Below are 20,399 nucleotides of genomic sequence, written 5' to 3'. Positions count from 1 at the left end.
TATGACTCCTTTAAAGTTCAAATATAATTTCTTTTGCATCCTTAATATCTTCTTTTTTCTTCCGGAGTTCTTTTTCGTCGATTTCATTAACATAAAATAAAAAATGATAGAATTTTTTTAATGTTGTTACATGTCGATTAAATTCACCATCAGTGGTAATAACATATCGGTCAATTAACCAATATAGATACATCATTAAATCACAGTCATCTGATAATGGTGTGTATATAGTTGTGCTTTGTAAATAGTCCATAAAAAACTCACCATTATTAATATGCCTTTTAATAACTTTATCTGATAATTTCTCTTCACTTTCTAGATAAGTACGAAATCCTACCATCAATTGAGCTGAATGTTCAATAAAATCATCTTCTAATTTTAATAAATTCAATCTATTCACTTCTACTTGTTCACTTCTATATTTCCAAAGGCTAAAATCATCCCATTTTTTTTCAATAGCTATTTTTCCATTAGGTAATGTCTCTTTCATAGTTACGGGTTGCTTTTCTCCACTCAACCACGCTTTTAATTCCACTACAGGATAAGCATAGTCTAATGAAGATACAGGAACTTTGTTGAGCCATGAAGCTAATTTACTAGGTGTTGTAGCATAATTATTACTAAAGATAAGATCTTCAAGTAATAGAATAAAATGATTCGATGTACTTATTACCTTTCTATTATAACCTGTTGCAACTTCAATCGAACCAAGTTGATCTAAGTATGATTGCGCTAGTTTTATTGGCAAACCATCTGTTTTAAGTTGATACTTTAAAGTTTCAAAAATCAACTCATCTAATTCTTTTTTTCTATTAGCATTCACATCAGGTATTAATATAGTATAAAGTGAGGCATCATTAACAAGTAACAACATCTTCTTACGATTAATATTAAAATAATTAGCATGCCAACTATTTAAGGGATTTTGATTTGAGCGATTTTTAGCTTCATTAATATTTTCAGTTGGTGTTAAATAACTAAAGAGTGGTAATGATTTTTTGGTAGCATGAATAATCATCTTTATTACTCCTTTTTCTGTATATTTTAATTATTATTGTCATTATAACAAATTTAGTTTAGCGATAACTAAATAGAAACTTGATACGATTAAAATAGCGAGTCCAAAATATAACATAAAAATACCTAATGGATAATTAATAGCAAACTCTAATTGATCTGCCTTAATTTCGGCTTTGGTTAACGTCTCAAAATCGGCAATAGGAATTAAAATCGTTTGTAAAAAATAGCCTACAAAAATACAAGGAATACTCAACCAAAACAACCACTTCATCAATTTTTTCATATCAATCTTCTTTATTCATAACAGACATACTTTTAAAGTAAATCCTATTCTTAAAGTAAGCAATCATTTATCGATTATTTATAAAAATCTCAATAAAAAAACAAGGTGAGCAAACTTTTTATCCTCTGACTACTAATAACTATTCGTATAAATAAAAAAGAGACTGCCCTAAAAGGTCAGCCTCAATAAAATCTTTTTAATCCATATCTACTAATTGAGCGTTTTTCACGTCTTCAATTGTTTGTGTTCCTGCTAATTGCATCACACGTTTTAAGTCAGATTCAAAGTATTCTAAAACAGATTTAACGCCTTTGTATCCACCTAAAGCTAGTCCAAATAAAACTGGACGACCGATTGCAATAATATCTGCTCCACTAGCTAAAGCTTTGAAGATATGCTCTCCGCGACGCACACCACTATCAAAAACGATTGGTACTTGGCCAGCAACAGCTTTAGAAATAGCTTCTAATGTTTCAAATGAACCTGGTGCTTGGTCTAATTGACGTCCACCATGGTTTGATACCCAAACACCTGATGCTCCAGCACCAATCGCAAGTAATGCATCTTCTGGTGTTTGAATTCCTTTAACAAATACAGGTAAACCAGAGTATTCAGCAATGAATTTCACATCTGCTGGTTCAATTTTTTGTTTTGATTGTGCATAGATATTATTTAATGACATGTTTTCTCCAGAACCTGTTAGGTAACGAGAAACAATTGGCATACCAAATGGGTAAACAAATTTGTTTGTAATATCGCGTTCACGGTTACCACTTAAAGTTGCGTCAGCTGTTAAAATAATTGCTGATGCACCGTCTTGTTTTGCTTCATCTAAGATGTTTTTATTCATCTCTTCATCTTTACTCATGTAGATTTGGAACCAACGAGGATTACCGTTTAATCCTTTATCAATTTCTTCAAATGTCGCACCAGAGTAAGCACTAATTGACATGATTGTTCCACCAAATTCAGCAATCCCACGAGCAGTTCCTGCTTCTTTAGTTGCATGAGCTAAACCATGAGCTGCGATTGGTGTCATGATGAAAGGTACTTTTAAATCATGTTCAAAAATTGAAGTCGATGTATCAGGATTTTCTACGTTGGCTAATACGCGAGGAACGATTCCTTTTTTCTCAAAAGCTGAATCATTACGTTTTAAAGTGAATTCTTTACCAGATCCACCTGCCATATAATCAAATCCACCTTTAGGAACCACTTTACTTGCTGCTTCTTCTAAGTGATATGTGCTGATTACTTCGATTTCTTGTTCTACTGTTGGTGCATCGTATTTAATTTGTTCTGTCATTTGAATAACCACCTTTATTATTTTTGGGTATGTTTAAAAGAATAAATTGGTAATTGGTGCTGTTAATGGCGCTAAGATTACAACAGTGATTCCAGTAATTACAATTGATAAACCTGACATTGCTCCTTGAACTTCACCAAGTTCAATGGCTTTTGACGTTCCAACCGCATGGGCTGAACTCCCAAAAGCAACACCTTGAGCAACAGGATCTGTAATTTTAAAGACTTTCATAATCCAAGGACCTACTAACGATCCAACTACACCTGTAAAAACGACTACGGCAACTGTTAAAGAAACAATACCACCTAGGGCACTTGAAACATCAACAGCAATGGCTGTGGTAATAGATTTTGGTAAAAGCGTCATGACAAGATTTTTATCAAGTTTTAGTAATAGTGAGAAGAAATAAATCATCGCTGTATGGAATATAACTCCTGTAAAGATACCAACTAATATTGCTGGATAATATTTTTTAAAATAGTCAAAATTCTGTTCTAACTTAATCGCTAAAGCCACAGTTGCTGGTGTGATAAGTAGACTAAACAACTGACCACCTTGTTCATAAGTCTCTAATGGAATATTAAATAACATCAAGATACCAATAATAATCGTTATCGAGAATACTAAGGGGTTAAATAATGGGTTTATTGGCCACTTAGCTTTTAATTTTCCACCTAATAAATAAAGACCGGCTGTTAAAGAAATCCACAGAAAAGGACTTTCAACTAATTTACTTAACATGAGTATCGCCTCCTTTATTTTCTTCAATATGATGTTCCATACTTGTTAGCACTTTTTTATCAAAGCGGCGTTTCATCGCTTGAACGACTTTTCCGACAAAAGCCATCATTAAAGCAGTTGTTACTACTATGATTAATAGTAATTGCCACCAAGTATCTGCTAGTGTATCAAAGTTAGCCATTAAGCCAACTCCGGCAGGAACAAAAAAGATGCCCATATTATTGGTTAGCCATGTACCAACATCTTCCACGTCTTTCATTGGTACTAATTTGAAATGTAAGGCTAAAAATAATAACACCATTCCAATCACACTACCAGGTATAACCATCACATTTAGGAAAAGCAGAGAAAGCATTTCTCCAAAAAATGCGAACAGCATAATGATAAATAATTCTTTAATCAACTTCACAAAAATCCATCCTTCCATTACCTGTAAACGTTTTAACGAGACCAATATAACACGCAATTTTATCTTTGGATAATATCGATTAGTTATGTTATCATAAGTAAAATTTATGCTAAAGGGTTTATGATATGTTTTACTTATGATAAAAAAATCACAATTAAAGGAAGAATCTTATGAACATAAAAGACTTAACTTACTTCAATCATCTAGCACAAACTCTCAGCTTTACTGAGACAGCATCTCACTTCTACATCTCTCAACCATCTATTTCAATGGCTATAAAACGTCTTGAAGATGAGCTCGATACTCTCTTAATAGATAGAAAAAACAATCACAAGAAACTCTCATTAACAGAAACAGGTCACATTTTATTAAAATATTCTCAACAAATTATCACATCAATTGAACAAGCACACGAAGAAATTCACGATTTTAATCACCAAATTGTTTATTTTGGGTTACTTCCAACAATTGGTGGACACTTCATGCCTGAACTTTTACCTAATCTTGGAAAATATGCCGACTCCCTTAAACTAATTGAGGAAGAAAGTTCTGATGTTATGCTTGATTTAGTTAAAACAGGAGAAGTACCACTCGCTATTATTGCCAGTGATTTTACTCCTGTTGATCCTTATCACATCATGCAAATTCCCTTGCAACAAGAAGAAATGGCTGCTTGGGTATCGGTTAATAATCCATTAGCTAAAAGAAAATTCATCAGACTAAGCGAAATACAGGATCTTTCTTGCATTTCACTTGAAAAAGGTTATCTTCACGAACGTATTTTTCAACAATGGCTAGATGAAAATCACATCAAAAAACCACAAATTCTTTACACAAAGGAAATCAGAACTGCGGTTTCGGTTGCCTCTTCAACTAATATGGTTGCTTTTATGAGTGATATAATTGTCCCAAAACATGCCTCACTTGTCAAAGTCCCTATTGAAGATGCTCCTAATATTTTGATTAGTTTAATTGTTAATCAAAGTCGTAACTTCAATCAATTTCAACGTAGTTTTAATGACGCTGTTATAGATTTAACTAAAGGAATTAATTAAACCAAAAATGAGGACAGCTTTTTCAAGCTATCCTCATTTTTATTATCTTAGGCTAACCCTAACCTCTGACGTAGAGTTTCATCTTGATACGCTTTTCTAAATAGCCCTCTTTTTTGTAACTCTGGTACTACTAAGGTAACAAAATCATCTAAACTACCAGGTAAAGTTGGTGGCATTAAGTTAAAGCCATCAGCAACACCTGCTTCAAGCCATCTCTCCATATCATCTACAATATCTTCTGGCGTTCCAATCGAGGTAAAATGTCCACCTCCCGCACTTAGATAACCTAGTAACTCTTTAACTGTCGGATCTTTATCTTGAATAATCTCAAGAATAGTTTGATAGCGACCCTTAGGACCTGTGAATTCTTCTAATGGTGGTAAAGATGGTACTTTTTCATTTAAATCCCACGTTGCACAATCTTGTTGGGTAAAGAAACTTAACTGATTTAATCCTGTTTCTACAGCAAGTAAATCATCTAATGCTTCTTTTTTAGCCCAAGCTTCTTCCCTTGTTTTTCCTACATAAGTGACTAACCCTGGAAAAATTTTCAAGGGCTGTTTTCTATTAGGTTCTTTAGCAACTAGCTTTTCTTTAAACTGGCGAGCTTGAGCCAAATTCCAAGAAACAGAATAAACACATTCTGCATAAGTATTAGCTAAATCAACTCCATAATCCGAAGCCCCTGCTTGTAAAGCAACAGGTTTTCCTTGAGGGCTACCAGGCGTTGACATAGGACCTTTTACTTCAAAATTATCTCCCTTATGATTGATAGGACGAATCATCGAGGTATCAAGAATAGTGCCCACTTCACGATTGGGTTTGAAACTATCTAATTGCCATGTTTCAAATAAACCATTAACTACCTTAGCAAATTCATGGGCTTTTTTATAACGAATCTCATGAGGTGGTAATTTTTCCATGCTATGATTCTGTGCTTCTAAATCAGTCATAGAAGTCACTAAATTCCATCCCACTCGTCCGCCAGTTATATGATCTAGACTTAGTAACTGCCTAGCTACTGTGTAAGGATTAGAAAAAGTGCTTGAAACCGTTGGAACTAGTCCCACATGGTTTGTGACTTGTGAAATCGCCGTTAAATTTATTAAAGGGTCAAACCAAGAAACTGGGAAAGATTCCGTATTGTTTCCTGGAAATGATTGATTATCCGCAAAAAACACAATATCAAATAACCCTTTTTCAGCCAGCTGTGCTAGTGATTGGTGATAGGCAATATCTCCTAAGCGTTCAATACTAGAGTTTGGCATTTTCCAAGCAGCTTGATGGTGTCCACAACCAAATAATAAAACACCTAAATGAAGTGATTTCTTTTCCATAAACGTCTCCTTTTTAAATGATTATTAGTTCATTGTTAAACCGCCATCAACGGTTATGTTTTGACCTGTGATTCCTTTAGCTTCATCGGATACTAAAAAGGCAACCATATTAGCCACATCTTGCGGAGTTGTTACTTGTCTTAACGGCGTCGACTGTGCAATTAAGTCAAAGACTTCTGGTGTTGTCACACTACTTGCATCTGTCATTTTTAGTAAACCACCTGAAACAACATTAGCACGGATTCCTTCTGCACCTAACTCCGCAGCAATGTTTCTTGTAAATCCTATTAAGCCAGCTTTAGCTGTTGTATATTCATGATAAGGAACAACTGGATTTTGATATAAATTAGTCCCAATACTCACAATTGTTCCATCTTTTCTTTCTGTGAATTGAGGGAGCACACCTTGAATGACATTAAATGCTGCTTTTAATGTCCCATCGATTTGTTGTTGGTAATCTTCCCAACTCAAATCACCAAAAGCCTTTTGAGCAATAGGATCAAATTTAAAATTAACTAAGGCATTATTGACCACTGCATCAATTTGTTCAAACTTATCTGTTCCTTCTTGAATCATTTGTTTTACTTCTTCGCTATTTCGCACATCAGCTTTTATAGCTACTGCATTTTCTAATCCTAATTCTGCGACTAACTCTTCTGCTAATTGTTGACTATTATAATAATTGATAATTACACGATACCCTTTTTCAACAAGCGTTCTTGCAATCACCGCACCTAATCCACGACTACTACCTGTTACTAATACTGTTTTACTCAAACCATTCACTCCTTATGTTTTGATAAAAAAAGCGCACTTTTCTAAATATAGAAAAGTGCGCACAGTAACAGCATAATTAAAAAGCAGTTGCTTTTTGGGGTATGATTGCTAATGTCCACACTTCCCTACGCTAGTTCTAGCTAGATCAGGTTCAAAGGGTCTGAAGGACTTCATCTCAGTTATTAAATAACTCCCCTAGTGCTCTTAATTACCCACATTGTATCCGATATCAATTTAATAAGCAATCTTAATAAACAAATTTAACTAGAAAACGTTTGAAAAACGAAATTAGTTTCTTTATAAAAACAACCTTGTTTTCTATTTGTATTATGTTCGTAAACGCGGTATAATGGGGACAAGAGCATTTCAAGTACATGTTCATAGTCGGACTGGAGACATTAAACCCATATCCATTACGTTGAGGGAAATTTATTTCTCTCACTTTTTTTTTAGGAGAAAAAAATGACTCAAAAAAAGAATGAGACATCATTTGAAGAAAATACAATTCAAGATATTCACTTAGCTGTCGACTATTACAAACAAGAGTTAGTTGATAAAGAATATCTACTCATTTCTTCTCAAATAGATGATAAGAAAGTTTTTCATATTACAGGAAAAAGTAATAATTTTTTACATCTAACAGGTGTTAAAACACCCTTAAAAACCAATCAATTTTATTCTTACGCTCTAAATAAAAAATTAAAACCTCACCACATTATTATTCCAAATCCATCTGCTAAGGGATCTGTCAGAAGAAAAAGAAAATCTTTGCTTTTCTTAAAAGATTTTTTTACAAGTGATGATCTTTACCTAGAAGAAGAATTTAGAAAAAATAAAATTTATTGCAAACTAGCCACGGCTAATCAAAAATGCACCCTAGGCTTCATAGAACAAAAAGATAAGTTAGTCCCAAATACTCTTTTAAAAAATGATGAATTAAATAAAGAAAACAAAAAGCTAATTGATTTAATCATCTCTAAACCTAAAGGAACTAGATATTTTAATACGCTAGAGAAAGGCTCTCTATCTCTTCTTAATAACTATCCAGATATTCGTCCTTTATTAGACGACGAGCTAATAAAAAACAATGAAGTACGCTCATAAAACGTCCTTCATTGTTTTTATTTTTTTGTTGGTTCTAAAAATTCTACTTGTTGAAAATCATGTTTATCTAAAATAATACGCTCATTCCAAATACCAGCTTGTTGTAAAAGAGCAATATTTTGTCGCAAGAAATCATCACTTCCTACAATATAAAAATATGCTGTTTTATCTAAAGCCAATAAAGATAATGCTTCATAATACTCATCACGAGTTTTAGCTGTCGCGACACTAAATCCTTTGTTTTTATCTGCTTTAAAAACAGAATCAAATAAGATTTCTGTATCAGAGTTCACTGTTAATGAATGTAAACTAGCTACTGCCGAATCATCTTTCAAATAATCCAATACTAAGGGGCGGAAAGTCGCAATCCCAACTCCAGAAGACAATAAATAGATAGGACGATTATCTCTTTTTAAAGGAACATTAGTAGATGTTTTAAACAAAGCAACTTTTCTATTTTTCCCTTCTTTTTTAAGAATACCTTTAAACTCTGAACACTCTTCTTTAATCCGTGTCGTAATCCCTATACTACCTTCTTCAGGTAATGTTGAAATCGACATATGGCGCACTAAACTTCGGTTTGGTTTCTCTCCAATATTAAATCCTTCTAAAGCAAAATGTGTATGTGCACCTGCCTCCCACATAAATCCTTCTGGGCAGTTTAATTTATATGTTTTAACGTCATTTGTTTCATCAACGATCTCTTTAATAGTTGTCCAAAAAATTTCCATAACCTATCTCCTTTTCTTTTCAAGGTTCTTGCTATTAAATATACACCAACTGATAACGATTCTCAATATCAATTAAATAAAAAAGAAGATGATTTTACTCATCTCCTTAATCTATTACTCTATGTCACCTGGCCAAGATCCCATGCCACCTAAAATATTCGTTACATCATATCCTTGCATACCTAAAAATTCGCCTGCTGTGGCAGAACGTGAACCTGATTGGCAGATTAAGAAATACGGTGTTTCTTTTTCCAAAGTTTCAAAAGTCTCTCCTAATTCACTTAAAGGCATATTAATAGATTCTGGAATATGTCCCATCTCGTATTCAAAAGATTCTCTTACATCAATAATAGTTACTTTATTTCTTTTAGACTCTTGATAAAATTCTGGCATTCCTGCTGATTTAAACATTTTTTATCCTCTTTTCTTATTTTCCTCTTTTGACACTACCACGCCATTGACTCATGCCACCGCGTATATTAATGACATCATAACCTTTGCTTTTCAAGGTTTTAGCTGCTTTTTTACTTCTCATTCCCGACTGACAAATCACATACACTTCTTTTTCCTTACCTTGATAGGTATTCATTTTATCCAGTGGTTTGTTAACTGCTTGATAAATATGTCCACTCTTATATTCCGCCGGTGTGCGTACATCTAATAATACTATTTTTTCTGCTAATTTACTTTCTAATTCCTTTGTAGAAATAGACGGTATTTTATTAAATAAACTAAACATCATCATTATCTCCTTGTCTCTATATACCTTATAGGGTATATTAAACAGGTAACAGCCTATTTTGTCAATGATTTAAACTTAATAAAAACAATGAAGGAGACTTATAATGACACAAAAAGTATTAATTATCGGTGGGGTTGCAGGTGGCGCAACTGCTGCAACTCGTTTAAGAAGACTAAACGAAGATACGGAAATCATCTTATTTGAAAAAGGAGAATATATCTCTTTTGCCAACTGTGGTTTACCTTATCACGTAGGAGGCGTTATAAAAGAACGTGATGATTTACTTTTACAAACCGTAGAGGGTATGAAAGAACAATATAATATTGATATTAGAAATTATTCAGAAGTAACAAAAATTGATGGTGTCAAAAAAGAATTGACTATTCATCATTTTCCAACTAACAAAACCTATCAAGAATCCTTTGATAAACTCATTATTTCAACAGGAGCTAAAGCTTTTATCCCGCCTATCAACGGGCTTGGTTCTGCTTTAAATGTTTTTAGCTTAAGAAATATTCCTGATATGGATCAAATCAACTATTTTATTAAACAGAACCAAGTCCAAACAGCTACTGTTATTGGTGGTGGGTTCATTGGTCTTGAAATGATGGAGAATTTAAAAGAACTAGGGATTCATGTTCAACTAGTGGAAATGGCTCCACAAGTGATGCCAAATATTGATATTGAAATGGCTCAGCAACTTCATACCCAGATAAATCTTCACGGGGTTGACCTCTTCTTAAATGATGGGCTTAAAGAAATTCAAGATAATGGAAATCAATTATTATTAACTAGTGGAAAAACACTACAAACTGATATGACTATTCTTTCAATCGGTGTTATTCCTGAGAATACTTTAGCAAAAGACGCTGGAATTGAACTTGGTTTTAAACAAGCAATCAAAGTTTCTAATACGTTTGAAACAAGTATTAAGGACATTTATGCCATTGGAGACGTTATTGAAGTACCAGACTTTATTGATCAATCTCCTACTAACATCCCATTAGCTTGGCCGGCGAATCGTCAAGGCCGTCTAGTTGCTGATATTATTAATGGCTTAGAAATTGACTACACTGGAACTCAAGGTACGTCTGTAGCAAAAGTTTTTGAACTAACTGTTGCTTCTACTGGTAATAGCGAAAGATTGCTAAAAAATAAAGGCATTGATTTCACTGCCATTCATATCCATCCTAACTCTCACGCAGGATATTATCCAAATGCTAGTCCTATCCATTTAAAACTTTTATTTGGAACAGACGGTAAAATTTTAGGAGCCCAAGGTATTGGAACAGAGGGTGTTGAAAAAAGAATTGATGTGATTGCTACTGCGATGAAATTAGGAGCTACCGCTGAAAAATTAGCCGATTTAGAACTAGCTTACGCTCCTCCCTATTCAAGCGCTAAAGACCCTGTTAACATGCTTGGGTATACAGCAGACAATATCATTAATCAAAAAGTAGACACTTTCCAGTGGCATGAAGTGGATCAATTAATCGAGGAAGGCAACTACTTTTTAGATGTTCGTGAGGACTTTGAATTAACAACTGGACAACTAAAAAATAGTCATCTAATTCCATTAAATCAATTACGAAATCGTTTAGATGAACTACCTAAAGATCAAACTATTTACATTTATTGCCAAGTGGGACAACGTGGATACAACGCCGCTCGTGTTCTTATGCATAATGGATTTAAAGTAAAAAATTTAGATGGTGGTTATAAAACTTGTAAAATAGCTCATTACCAACTAACTGAACAACCTACACTAAGTCCTAATAAACCAAAACAAGTAGTTAAATCAGTAATGACTCAGTCTTCTTTAGAAACAATTGAAGTTGATGCCTGCGGTTTACAATGCCCTGGTCCGATATTAAAAGTGAAAGAACAAATGGATAAAATGGCAGATGGACAGCAAATGATTGTACAAGCTAGTGACTTCGGCTTCCATGCCGATATAGCTGCTTGGGCAAAAAATACTGGTAACACTATAATAGATAATCAAATTAAGGATGGAAAAGTCGTTGCAACTGTAGCTAAGGGTGGCTTTCATTTAGATAGTTTACCTAAAGAAGGTACTCTTGTAGAAGGCAAGAATGGCGCTACTATGGTTGTTTTTAGTGGGGACTTAGACAAAGCGTTAGCTTCAATGATTATTGCTTCCGGTGCTGCCGCTATGGGTAAAGAGGTTACTCTATTTTTCACATTCTGGGGATTAAGTATTTTGAAAAAACAGAAAGTGAAGAAAACTGGTCTTGGAAAACTCTTTGACATAATGCTTCCCAAAAACGCCAACAAACTACCTATTTCTAAGATGAATATGGGAGGAATGGGCTCTAAAATGATTCAAACAGTTATGAAACAGAAAAATGTGGAGTCACTACCCACAATGATTCAAAAAGCTAATGATTTAGGCGTAAAATTTGTGGCTTGTACTATGAGTATGGATATTATGGGGATTGAACAAGAAGAATTATTTGATTTCGTTGAATTTGGTGGGGTTGCTACTTACCTTGGAGATAGTGAAAATGCTAATCTCAATCTCTTTATCTAAGTGGTTACTTTGTTAAAAATATCGAAGGAGGATGGAATTATATTTTTTAGCTGTTAATTCTATGTATAAAAAATAAGGATTCAAAAATGATGTTCATTTTTGAATCCTATCTTTTATTTTAAATATCCTTTACACTGTAATCTTTAAGGGGCATCCTCAACAGACCAAACTACCTCTCCATGATACTCTCCTACCATATTCCCTATATCTTGATACAAGTTAATCGATAATGGAATAATTGTCTTTATGTCATTATTGGTCGCCCAACGCTCTGCAAAAACAACACCTGAATTTCCAATTTCCACAGGGGTTGTTTCATTTGTTCGTGTAAACTCTAAACCGCCTAAGTAAGTTTCATCATTATTTAAATTAGTAATTCCACTTGGTAAAGCAACTTTAATTTTCCAATGGGGATTAAGTGTTGTATTTACGACTTCTATGTCTTTATTTTTATTATCATCGGTTGTCTTTAAAGGATGTAAGAAATGATTTGATGACGTTACTGCAACCTCATCAAAATCTATGTCGGATACTGATAGAGACAACAAACCACTATATTCATAAATCACCTCAAAATCTTCAGCCGGTACTCTATCTGTTTCTATCACTTTATCATCAACTCGTACCGAATACTCTTTATAAGTTAACTGTTTATACCAATTAAAATTTAACTGTAACTGAGACTCGTCTTCCGTCATACTTTTCAATATAGGTTCTAAAGGATCTCCAATTGGATATCTTCCTTTATTATTACTATTATCAACTATTATTTCTGGTGAAATTTCTGAATAAATTGATTGATTAGTTCCCTTATAGACCTGTTTAATCGATAATTCTGATTTTGGCACACCCACATTTACTACTACTGGTATCTCTATTTGATGTTTAAAAGAAATACTTTCTGCTATAACTATAAATTCTTTTTCACCTACTGTCGAAAAATCTGGCTTTTCTTTAAAGAAAAAGTTATATGAATCAAAAGTAAAATCTAGTTCACTTATAGTTTTTATATACTCTTCGGGATTTTTCACTTCTGAACCAACTATCACCTCTTCTTTATCTATTCCTTCAGCTTCTATTTTTGGTTGATAGTTTATCTTTTGAGTTTCTTCTGTTTTAGGTTTTTGAGTATATATAAATGTCTCTTTTTTTTCTTTATAAGTATGATAAGCCATAATTGGAAAGGCAAACTCCTTAGAACTTTCTTGATAGATATTCATAATGGAACCATCATTTACCCCTATAGGAGCTTTATGCTCAATCGTTACCTCTTTTCCTAACAACTCTTCATTTATAGTACTATTATTAAACGAGATACTAAACGTATTATCGCCTTCATCCTTACTGACATATTTATCACTTGCCATTGGTTCACCATCAACAAATATTTCAAATGTCATCTCTTCTTTATTAAGATAAGGAGAATACACCATGACTAATTTTAAATCATCCATTAATGTCTCTGACGCATTTGATACATTACTTATTTTTTGCTTAATTGTAGGATAATAGATTAAATCTTCTTTTTGTTTTGCTATTTGATCTTTAACAGGTATTATTTCAATAGGTTCTAAAATATTTAATCCTCTTGAAATAACCATCATTGGTACTTCTATTTCATTTTTCACGCCAGTCAAAACACTTTGAATTTCAACTTTTACACTGTCTTCACCAATGACTTCAAATTCCTTTGTATCCAGGACCTTATTAATTTTTACTGAGTCATTAGGAAATTCACTTTTTAGATTTTTCACAAGTTCTGTTGCAACTAATTCTGTTGCAAACGAATTTTGATAAACAATTTTACCTAATCTAGGTTCTCCTGTAGGCTTAGGAACGACCACATTTGCATTTCCTGTTGCCACTATTGGTAATTTCGAACTTGTTAAAGCTTTATTATTATTAGCTTTAATTACTGTCTTAATCACTCCATTATCCAAGTGATCTTTTAGTGTTGGTTCTTCTAACTTGAGTGGGATTTTAGTTTTAATTACAACATTAGTATCTTTTAATTTTTTTAATGTACTACTAGGCAATGACACAACTAGTTTATTTTTGTTAATGCCAGTTACCGGAAAACTCACTTTATAATTTTCAATTTCCATTCCGTTTGAACTACTCACTGAAACATCTTTAGCTCCAATTTTCTCAATATCAAGAATTGAATCTGGTTCAATAATAATATCTAGACTTTGCGGATAATGATTGTCAAATCCTTGATTAATCACTTCTTGAATCACTTCAACTTCTGCAACTCCCCAATTTTGACTAAGTGTATTGATAACTCTGGGTGCTTGGTAAGGTAGTTCAACACCTACTGGGTTATTAGGACTTAGAAAAATGTCCGTAATTCTTGTTAAAGCAATCGAAGCCATATTTCTTTGAACTTCAATTGGTTTACCTAAAGATTGAAATCCATATGAGTAATTATTGGGTATATCTTCCTCTGAATAATTAGCATTCGATTCCACCTCAACATTACTACTATTAGGATAAATCAACGTACTTAAACTCAAATCTTCTCTTTGATTCGAAGCAACTATATAAACTTCCGAGGAATTACTCATATAAATTGTTTCATAAAACTGAATATTAGCATTTCTTTTACTTGTAGTACTAAGTAAAAAAAGAGTACTATCATCATTAATAATGTTTTTATTTTTATCTTCTATCCAAAATTTGAAATAATCTGTAATTTGATATGAGTTTTCCTCATTACTAGAGACAGCTAAACCACCTTCATCAAAATCTAAATAGAACCCTGTTTTAGCTTCCATTGCAAAAACTACTTCTTCACCGTACAAAGAACCCACATTTTCTATAGTTACTTTTTGATGTGGTCCTACTTTTACTGGGAATCTCTTAATTGGTTGCCCGCCTATTTTAAGATCTTTTTTTAAATGAGAACCACCTTGATAAGCTAATCTAACAATATTTGTATCCGGAAGTTTTCTATGTCCTTGTATATATTTGCCTGTTTTATAATCAAATATTGTTGCCCAATTATCTTGTAAAATGGGACTAGCATGACTATTTTCAAAACTTAAAAAAAAGATTATGCACAAAATAAGCAAGCTAATAGGTTTATTTTTTTTGATAATCCGCATCTGATATGCACCTCCAAAAACACCTTCCACATATTTATATATAAATAACAGATGTTTTTTTCTGATAATAAACATAAAACAATAATAATATCTGTTTTATAAATGTAAACTATTTAACATATATAACTACACGTTTTTTATTCTACCATATTATGAACAAAATTCATATTAATTTTTTTAATAGATGTAGGTTAAAGCCAATGATTTCTAAACTCTATAATACATAAATAAAAACATTAATAATATATATACTAATTATAATACACATATTCCAAAAATAAGTTTCATATATATATTAGTATATATTATAGACTTCATGTTATAGAATAATAATTTGTAGATAAATATATATTTAAAAAAAGGTTAAGTTTGTGAAAAAAACAAATTTAATTTTTTCTGTTACAATATGAGAGAACACATTATTTAGGAGGATGTCTATGAAAGCAGTTGAAATGTATTCTTTTGGAGAACCAAACGTACTAAAAGTAATCGAAAAATCTATCCCAGTTATTAGTGATAACGAAGTGTTAGTTAAACTATATTTCGCAGGTGTTAATCCTGCTGATACTTATATTAGACAAGGTGGTTACGCCTTCTTTAATCCCGAGTTACCTTACACCCCAGGATTTGATGGAGCTGGCATAGTCACTGATATTGGAAAAAACGTCCAAAATTACAAAGTGGGCGACCGTGTATTTATTTCTGCTTCTCTTGGTAAAAATGCTACTGGAACTTATGCAGAATTTATAGCTTGTACAACAGATTCAGTTCGCCCAATACCTAATGAGGTTACTTTTGAAGAAGGAGCTGCTCTAGGAATTCCGGCAACTGCTACTTACCGTGCCTTATTCCAACGTGGAGAACTTAAATCTGGAGAAAAAGTATTGATTCACGGAGCTTCTGGTGGTGTCGGGACTTTAGCTGTCCAAATGGCAAAAAAAGCTGGTGCTTACGTAATTGGTACTGCCGGTAGTGAAGATAGTTGTCAGGTGGTTAGTCAAAATGGTGCTGATTTAGTCCTTAACCACAACAAAACTGATTATTTAGCTAATGCTCCTAAAGTTGATTTAGTTCTAGAAATGTTAGCCAATGTTAATTTAGAAAAAGATTTGGCACTTTTAAATCAACGTGGGCGTGTGATTATCATCGGTAATCGTGGCTCTCTAGATTTTAATCCACGATTAACTATGGCAAAAGAAGCTGATATTAGAGGCATTGCTATTTGGAATGCGACTGATGAGGAACGTAAAGAAAGTTTAGATGCTATTTCAGAATACCTTGTACAAGGTATTTTAAAACCAGAAATTGGTGAGATTTACCCCTTAGCTGAAGCCGCTCAAGCTCAACACGATCTCATCCATTCACCTATTAAAGGAAAAATGTTATTAAAAATCTAAAAAAATGATGCAGGAATATCCCTGCATCACTTTTTTAAATTATTTCTTGAAGTAACGCTTCGTTTAATTCATCAAATCGATCATTATGAGAAGATACTCTTCCGTTCAGATAACTCTCAGGATCTAAGTACGTTTTGATAAGGTTAATAGCGTAAGCTGCATCTTGGAAAGCTCCTAATAACAAATAAACTTTGCCTTCATAAACAACCATATCACCAGCCGCATAAATCCCTTCATGATTAGTAAATGTTGGTTTAGTACATTTCAAATAGTAGTCATCTTCTTTTTCAAAATCAAAATCTAACTCATCAATTAGATTTTCACTGCGATCATATCCATGCTGAACTAACAATGCCACAGCTGATAAGCTTATTTTTTTACCATTAGATAGGCACGTAATTGAAGCAGACGTCTCATCTAGCGTAGTCACAGCTTCGATTGTTGTATTTGTCAAAATGATGCCACCTTGTTCTTCAAACACTTTAACAGTGCCTTCCATCGCTTTTAATGTATCTCCGCGATAAACAATCGTTACTTTTTCAGCAAATTTTTGACACTCAATTGCGTAATCCACTGCGCCATCACCGCCACCAGACACAACTACATGTTGACCTTTAATTTCCTGGTAAGGAGGAAATGCATAATGGATAAATTTTTTAGCTCCTTCTCCAATCAACGTTTCTATCTTCTTAGGTTGAACAATTCCCCCACCTGTTGCAAATAGAATGGTTCTTCCAAAATAAGTTTGGTTATTTTGATCAGTTATTTTAAAGATATCTCCTTCTTTTGTTACTCCTTGAACTTGACTATTTAAATAAATATTCGGCTTAAATACAGATGCTTGCTTAATCAAATTTTCTTTGACATCTATTCCCTGAGTAGCTTCTAATGCTCCAATATCCCACACAAATTTTTCAGGATAAAAACTTAAACGACCACCTAGTTCTTCTTGTGCCTCTAAAAGAGTTACTGATAAATCTCTTAATCCTGCATAAAAACTGCTATACAAGCCAGCTGGTCCCCCGCCAATAATAACGACATCAGAAATAACTTTTCCCATTATTCCATCACCCCATCTATATAATAAGTAATTAAAAAACCATTTTTACGAATGATAATGATTCTCACTCTCAGTTATATTAGCATTAAGTGAAACTTTTAGCAATATAAAAAACAGGGTGGCAAAAGTTGCTTTGTTCCAGTTGTTGTAGGATTAGACTTTTTATCCCCTGACTATAAAAAAAGAAACTGACATTTCAGTCAGCCTCTTCGTAATTAATAAATAAATGGGATTAATTTTTTTTGACTTAATATTGCTTCAGCCTTATCTGGGTAATTTTTCTTAATGTAGTCAACTTGGCGTGGAATTTGAACAAACGAAAAATCCAGAACTTGTTGTGCCATTATAATCACAAATAAAATAAGTGATCCACTACTCAAATAAAATAAACTTGGTAAAGCTAGTATTTCACCAAAATAATTGATACAAATAGCCAATTTAAATAGACCATGTTGACGGTAATTAGCAGCTGGATTTGTTTGTTTTAATCTCTTTCTTTGGTATTCTGAAATCATCGTAATGCTCGTACCTACTATATAAAGAATAAACATGATAATTTGAACTGTTACTCCCACATTCCATTTAGCATAAAACGTTTCATGTAAAAAAGTATATCCTAGTGGAAAAACAACAAAAAACAAGGCATTTAGAGTGTAATCCATTAACAATGGCTTTTTTTGACTACTTGACGCTTGAAAAGTTAAGCGATTTGGTTTCAATCCCCAATTCAAATAGATAAATCTCACTTGATAGATTAAAACAGCTATAAAAAATAATGATCTTTCAAGGCTTATAACTCCTTTAAATAAAACACTTATCTCAATAAGCATGGCAATAATAGTAAAAACTGTCATGATTCTTTTTTCTTTTATTATTTTAGTCGCATCCATTTTTACTCTCCTCTAACACCCTAATAAATAACTTAATTTTATTTTAGCTTCTTTTTCAAACACTTCAAAAGATGGCTCTTCTTGATAGATAAACATTAAAAAACTTGAAAACAATGTATGATAAATCAAATCTATTAAAATAGAAATTTCTTTTTTTTCACTTAATTGACCCATTTTTTGTAACTCTTGCAAAGCATTTTCAACAGATAATAGAAATTGATGATCCATCTGAGCCAAATCTAAAAATAAATGTGGCTTTTTTTCTGCTGCTTTTGTTAAAGATGATAAAGAAATACGCCATGTTAAAATATCAATTTCTGTCAGTCGTCTCATCTCACTTACAATCACATCAATTAACTCTTCTTTTGAAGTCAGTTTATTAAGAATAGCCATTCCTTCTCCAAAAACAAATGAAGTTCCCCCTGCAATTAAAAATAACTCTTCTTTTGAAGCATAATAATTATAAGCAGTACCTAATCCAACATCTGCTCTTTTGGCAATTTGACTCATCGTCACTTCAGCAAAATCTTTTTCTAAAAAGAGGGATCGAGCAGCTGACTCTATCTTCTGTTGTAACTCTTTTTTCTTCTCTTCTCTAATTCCCATTCTCTCAACTACTCTCTTATTTAATTATGAACACATTCATGAATATATTCATAATATTAAAACAGATGATACTATTAGTCAAATAGAAAAGCTTATTAAGGGGTGAATAGCATAAAATATGGTACTCTTAAGCTATCAATTAAACGGAGGGATTATATGTCAACTATCACATTAAGTAATGGAATTAAAATGCCATTTATTGGTTTAGGAACATGGCAAGTCAAAGATCCAGAAGAAGGAATATTAGCTGTAAAATCAGCAATTCAATCAGGTTATAAAGCAATTGACACAGCTGTTGTTTACCAAAATGAAGCGGCTGTTGGTGAAGGCATTAAACAATCAGGTGTGGATAGAGAAGAATTGTTTATTACAACCAAAGTCTACAATGATTGCCAAGGTTACGAAGAAACTCACCAATCTTTTAAAGAAAGTTTGGAACGATTACAACTAGACTATGTTGATCTTTATCTAATTCATTGGCCAATTACTGAAAAATATCATGAGACTTGGCGTGCTATGGAAGAAATTTACGAATCTGGTAAAGCAAAAGCTATCGGTATTTCTAATTTCCACCCTCAACACATTGAAGATCTTATGACGACAGCAAAAATCAAACCTATGATTAATCAAATCGAGTTACATCCTAATCTTAATCAAAAAGAGTTAGTTACTTACTGCCAAGAAAAAAATATTGCTATCACAGCTTACTCTCCTCTTGGACATGGTAACTTACTAGATAATCCTATTATTGAAGAGATCGGCAAGGCACATAATAAATCTGTTGCTCAAGTTATCTTACGTTGGGATATTCAGAACGGGATTACTGCTGTACCTAAGTCTGTTAATCCTGAACGTATTGCTGCCAATATTGATGTATTTGACTTTGAATTAACTGCTGAAGAAATGGCTAAAATTGACGCCCTTCATACAGGAGAACGTGTTAACAAAAATCCAGATATTTTCGTTATAAATAAATAGACAAAAACTAACCTATTCGCCTTATATTTCGTTTTTAAAACAACTAACACTTATTATCAGTTGATAATAAGTGTTTTTTTATGTTATTTTGTTCTATTAAGTAAAGAATATAACCTTTATTCAATTATTCAAAGGATTAATTATTATATACAATGATTAAGATAAGTAAACTAACACTAAAAACCATTAACGTTTTAAGAAATGTACAAAACATCTCTTTAATTTACAAATGATAACGTTTTAAAATTAAAATTCAATTAAAACGAATGTTTTTTTAAGCAGTAGATTTGTTTTTCATGTTTTTT

At 32.7% G+C, this 20,399-nt stretch carries 19 protein-coding genes and 1 riboswitch; of the genes, 5 read left to right on the top strand and 14 right to left on the bottom strand.

The window, feature by feature from the left end; all coding sequences use genetic code 11:
• Positions 1-10 precede the first annotated feature (10 nt).
• From ACODH8_RS10885 to ACODH8_RS10865, 5 genes are all read right to left on the bottom strand, one after another.
• Positions 11-1,018 (bottom strand): DUF6933 domain-containing protein, encoded by a 1,008-nt coding sequence (locus ACODH8_RS10885; protein WP_332466784.1) that lies wholly within the window; start codon positions 1,016-1,018, stop codon positions 11-13.
• Between the two features lie 42 nt (positions 1,019-1,060).
• Complete coding sequence (locus ACODH8_RS10880) at positions 1,061-1,303, bottom strand: hypothetical protein (RefSeq protein ID WP_332466783.1); 243 nt, start codon at positions 1,301-1,303, stop codon at positions 1,061-1,063.
• A gap of 196 nt (positions 1,304-1,499) precedes the next feature.
• Complete coding sequence (locus ACODH8_RS10875; protein WP_332466782.1) at positions 1,500-2,609, bottom strand: lactate oxidase; 1,110 nt, start codon at positions 2,607-2,609, stop codon at positions 1,500-1,502.
• Positions 2,610-2,642: 33 nt separating this feature from the next.
• On the bottom strand, positions 2,643-3,350 hold the full coding sequence (locus ACODH8_RS10870) for an LrgB family protein (protein WP_332466781.1): 708 nt from the start codon (positions 3,348-3,350) through the stop codon (positions 2,643-2,645).
• The gene (locus tag ACODH8_RS10865) at positions 3,340-3,759 is read right to left on the bottom strand and encodes a CidA/LrgA family protein (protein ID WP_332466780.1); all 420 of its coding nucleotides are present in this window, start codon (positions 3,757-3,759) and stop codon (positions 3,340-3,342) included. The genes ACODH8_RS10870 and ACODH8_RS10865 overlap by 11 nt, the downstream gene beginning before the upstream one ends.
• Positions 3,760-3,929: 170 nt before the next feature.
• Between ACODH8_RS10865 and ACODH8_RS10860 the strand changes: the two genes are divergently transcribed.
• Positions 3,930-4,814 (top strand): LysR family transcriptional regulator, encoded by an 885-nt coding sequence (locus ACODH8_RS10860; protein ID WP_332466779.1) that lies wholly within the window; start codon positions 3,930-3,932, stop codon positions 4,812-4,814.
• A 47-nt stretch (positions 4,815-4,861) separates the two neighbouring features.
• Here ACODH8_RS10860 and ACODH8_RS10855 read toward each other — a convergent pair whose 3' ends face one another.
• Together ACODH8_RS10855 and ACODH8_RS10850 are read right to left on the bottom strand one after the other, a co-directional pair.
• Positions 4,862-6,151 carry an LLM class flavin-dependent oxidoreductase gene (locus ACODH8_RS10855; RefSeq protein WP_332466778.1) on the bottom strand — a complete coding sequence of 430 codons (1,290 nt, stop codon included), beginning with the start codon at positions 6,149-6,151 and terminating at the stop codon, positions 4,862-4,864.
• A gap of 24 nt (positions 6,152-6,175) precedes the next feature.
• Positions 6,176-6,928 carry a 3-oxoacyl-ACP reductase gene (locus ACODH8_RS10850; protein ID WP_332466777.1) on the bottom strand — a complete coding sequence of 251 codons (753 nt, stop codon included), beginning with the start codon at positions 6,926-6,928 and terminating at the stop codon, positions 6,176-6,178.
• 105 nt (positions 6,929-7,033) lie between these two features.
• Positions 7,034-7,135, bottom strand: a riboswitch (TPP riboswitch).
• 255 nt (positions 7,136-7,390) lie between these two features.
• Here ACODH8_RS10850 and ACODH8_RS10845 point away from each other — a divergent pair.
• The gene (locus ACODH8_RS10845) at positions 7,391-8,032 is read left to right on the top strand and encodes a PBECR4 domain-containing protein (protein WP_332466776.1); all 642 of its coding nucleotides are present in this window, start codon (positions 7,391-7,393) and stop codon (positions 8,030-8,032) included.
• Between the two features lie 17 nt (positions 8,033-8,049).
• Here ACODH8_RS10845 and ACODH8_RS10840 read toward each other — a convergent pair whose 3' ends face one another.
• From ACODH8_RS10840 to ACODH8_RS10830, 3 genes are all read right to left on the bottom strand, one after another.
• Positions 8,050-8,763, bottom strand: coding sequence for a dihydropteridine reductase (locus tag ACODH8_RS10840; protein ID WP_332466775.1), 714 nt, complete (start codon positions 8,761-8,763; stop codon positions 8,050-8,052).
• A 114-nt stretch (positions 8,764-8,877) separates the two neighbouring features.
• On the bottom strand, positions 8,878-9,174 hold the full coding sequence (locus ACODH8_RS10835; RefSeq protein WP_332466774.1) for a rhodanese-like domain-containing protein: 297 nt from the start codon (positions 9,172-9,174) through the stop codon (positions 8,878-8,880).
• Between the two features lie 16 nt (positions 9,175-9,190).
• The gene (locus ACODH8_RS10830) at positions 9,191-9,505 is read right to left on the bottom strand and encodes a rhodanese-like domain-containing protein (RefSeq protein ID WP_332466773.1); all 315 of its coding nucleotides are present in this window, start codon (positions 9,503-9,505) and stop codon (positions 9,191-9,193) included.
• A gap of 103 nt (positions 9,506-9,608) precedes the next feature.
• Here ACODH8_RS10830 and ACODH8_RS10825 point away from each other — a divergent pair, with 103 nt between their 5' ends.
• Positions 9,609-12,056 (top strand): DsrE/DsrF/DrsH-like family protein, encoded by a 2,448-nt coding sequence (locus ACODH8_RS10825; RefSeq protein ID WP_332466772.1) that lies wholly within the window; start codon positions 9,609-9,611, stop codon positions 12,054-12,056.
• 143 nt (positions 12,057-12,199) lie between these two features.
• Here the strand turns inward: ACODH8_RS10825 and ACODH8_RS10820 are convergent, their stop codons facing one another.
• On the bottom strand, positions 12,200-15,163 hold the full coding sequence (locus ACODH8_RS10820) for a hypothetical protein (protein ID WP_332466771.1): 2,964 nt from the start codon (positions 15,161-15,163) through the stop codon (positions 12,200-12,202).
• A gap of 437 nt (positions 15,164-15,600) precedes the next feature.
• On the opposite strand from ACODH8_RS10820, the gene ACODH8_RS10815 reads away from it, so the two are divergent.
• A complete protein-coding gene (locus ACODH8_RS10815; RefSeq protein ID WP_332466770.1) occupies positions 15,601-16,560 on the top strand; it encodes an NADPH:quinone reductase in 960 nt (319 codons plus the stop codon).
• A gap of 34 nt (positions 16,561-16,594) precedes the next feature.
• Here the strand turns inward: ACODH8_RS10815 and ACODH8_RS10810 are convergent, their stop codons facing one another.
• From ACODH8_RS10810 to ACODH8_RS10800, 3 genes are all read right to left on the bottom strand, one after another.
• Positions 16,595-17,620, bottom strand: coding sequence for an NAD(P)/FAD-dependent oxidoreductase (locus ACODH8_RS10810; protein ID WP_332466769.1), 1,026 nt, complete (start codon positions 17,618-17,620; stop codon positions 16,595-16,597).
• 215 nt (positions 17,621-17,835) lie between these two features.
• Positions 17,836-18,510: a hypothetical protein gene (locus ACODH8_RS10805; protein ID WP_332466768.1), complete on the bottom strand. Its 675-nt coding sequence runs from the start codon at positions 18,508-18,510 to the stop codon at positions 17,836-17,838.
• A gap of 12 nt (positions 18,511-18,522) precedes the next feature.
• A complete protein-coding gene (locus tag ACODH8_RS10800; protein ID WP_332466767.1) occupies positions 18,523-19,116 on the bottom strand; it encodes a helix-turn-helix domain-containing protein in 594 nt (197 codons plus the stop codon).
• A gap of 156 nt (positions 19,117-19,272) precedes the next feature.
• Between ACODH8_RS10800 and ACODH8_RS10795 the strand changes: the two genes are divergently transcribed.
• A complete protein-coding gene (locus ACODH8_RS10795) occupies positions 19,273-20,094 on the top strand; it encodes an aldo/keto reductase (protein ID WP_332466766.1) in 822 nt (273 codons plus the stop codon).
• Positions 20,095-20,399 lie beyond the last annotated feature (305 nt).

It is taken from the genome of Vagococcus fluvialis (genome assembly GCF_048815235.1).
Taxonomy (GTDB): Bacteria; Bacillota; Bacilli; order Lactobacillales; family Vagococcaceae; genus Vagococcus.
This window is presented reverse-complemented; position numbering and strand designations above follow the sequence as displayed.

Bases quoted from the DNA above. Each gene is read 5' to 3' on its own strand.
- ACODH8_RS10885 (WP_332466784.1), bottom strand. From the start codon at position 1,018: ATGATTATTCATGCTACCAAAAAATCATTACCACTCTTTAGTTATTTA.
- ACODH8_RS10880 (WP_332466783.1), bottom strand. From the start codon at position 1,303: ATGAAAAAATTGATGAAGTGGTTGTTTTGGTTGAGTATTCCTTGTATT.
- ACODH8_RS10875 (WP_332466782.1), bottom strand. From the start codon at position 2,609: ATGACAGAACAAATTAAATACGATGCACCAACAGTAGAACAAGAAATC.
- ACODH8_RS10870 (WP_332466781.1), bottom strand. From the start codon at position 3,350: ATGTTAAGTAAATTAGTTGAAAGTCCTTTTCTGTGGATTTCTTTAACA.
- ACODH8_RS10860 (WP_332466779.1), top strand. From the start codon at position 3,930: ATGAACATAAAAGACTTAACTTACTTCAATCATCTAGCACAAACTCTC.
- ACODH8_RS10855 (WP_332466778.1), bottom strand. From the start codon at position 6,151: ATGGAAAAGAAATCACTTCATTTAGGTGTTTTATTATTTGGTTGTGGA.
- ACODH8_RS10845 (WP_332466776.1), top strand. From the start codon at position 7,391: ATGACTCAAAAAAAGAATGAGACATCATTTGAAGAAAATACAATTCAA.
- ACODH8_RS10840 (WP_332466775.1), bottom strand. From the start codon at position 8,763: ATGGAAATTTTTTGGACAACTATTAAAGAGATCGTTGATGAAACAAAT.
- ACODH8_RS10835 (WP_332466774.1), bottom strand. From the start codon at position 9,174: ATGTTTAAATCAGCAGGAATGCCAGAATTTTATCAAGAGTCTAAAAGA.
- ACODH8_RS10830 (WP_332466773.1), bottom strand. From the start codon at position 9,505: ATGATGTTTAGTTTATTTAATAAAATACCGTCTATTTCTACAAAGGAA.
- ACODH8_RS10825 (WP_332466772.1), top strand. From the start codon at position 9,609: ATGACACAAAAAGTATTAATTATCGGTGGGGTTGCAGGTGGCGCAACT.
- ACODH8_RS10820 (WP_332466771.1), bottom strand. From the start codon at position 15,163: ATGCGGATTATCAAAAAAAATAAACCTATTAGCTTGCTTATTTTGTGC.
- ACODH8_RS10815 (WP_332466770.1), top strand. From the start codon at position 15,601: ATGAAAGCAGTTGAAATGTATTCTTTTGGAGAACCAAACGTACTAAAA.
- ACODH8_RS10810 (WP_332466769.1), bottom strand. From the start codon at position 17,620: ATGGGAAAAGTTATTTCTGATGTCGTTATTATTGGCGGGGGACCAGCT.
- ACODH8_RS10805 (WP_332466768.1), bottom strand. From the start codon at position 18,510: ATGGATGCGACTAAAATAATAAAAGAAAAAAGAATCATGACAGTTTTT.
- ACODH8_RS10800 (WP_332466767.1), bottom strand. From the start codon at position 19,116: ATGGGAATTAGAGAAGAGAAGAAAAAAGAGTTACAACAGAAGATAGAG.
- ACODH8_RS10795 (WP_332466766.1), top strand. From the start codon at position 19,273: ATGTCAACTATCACATTAAGTAATGGAATTAAAATGCCATTTATTGGT.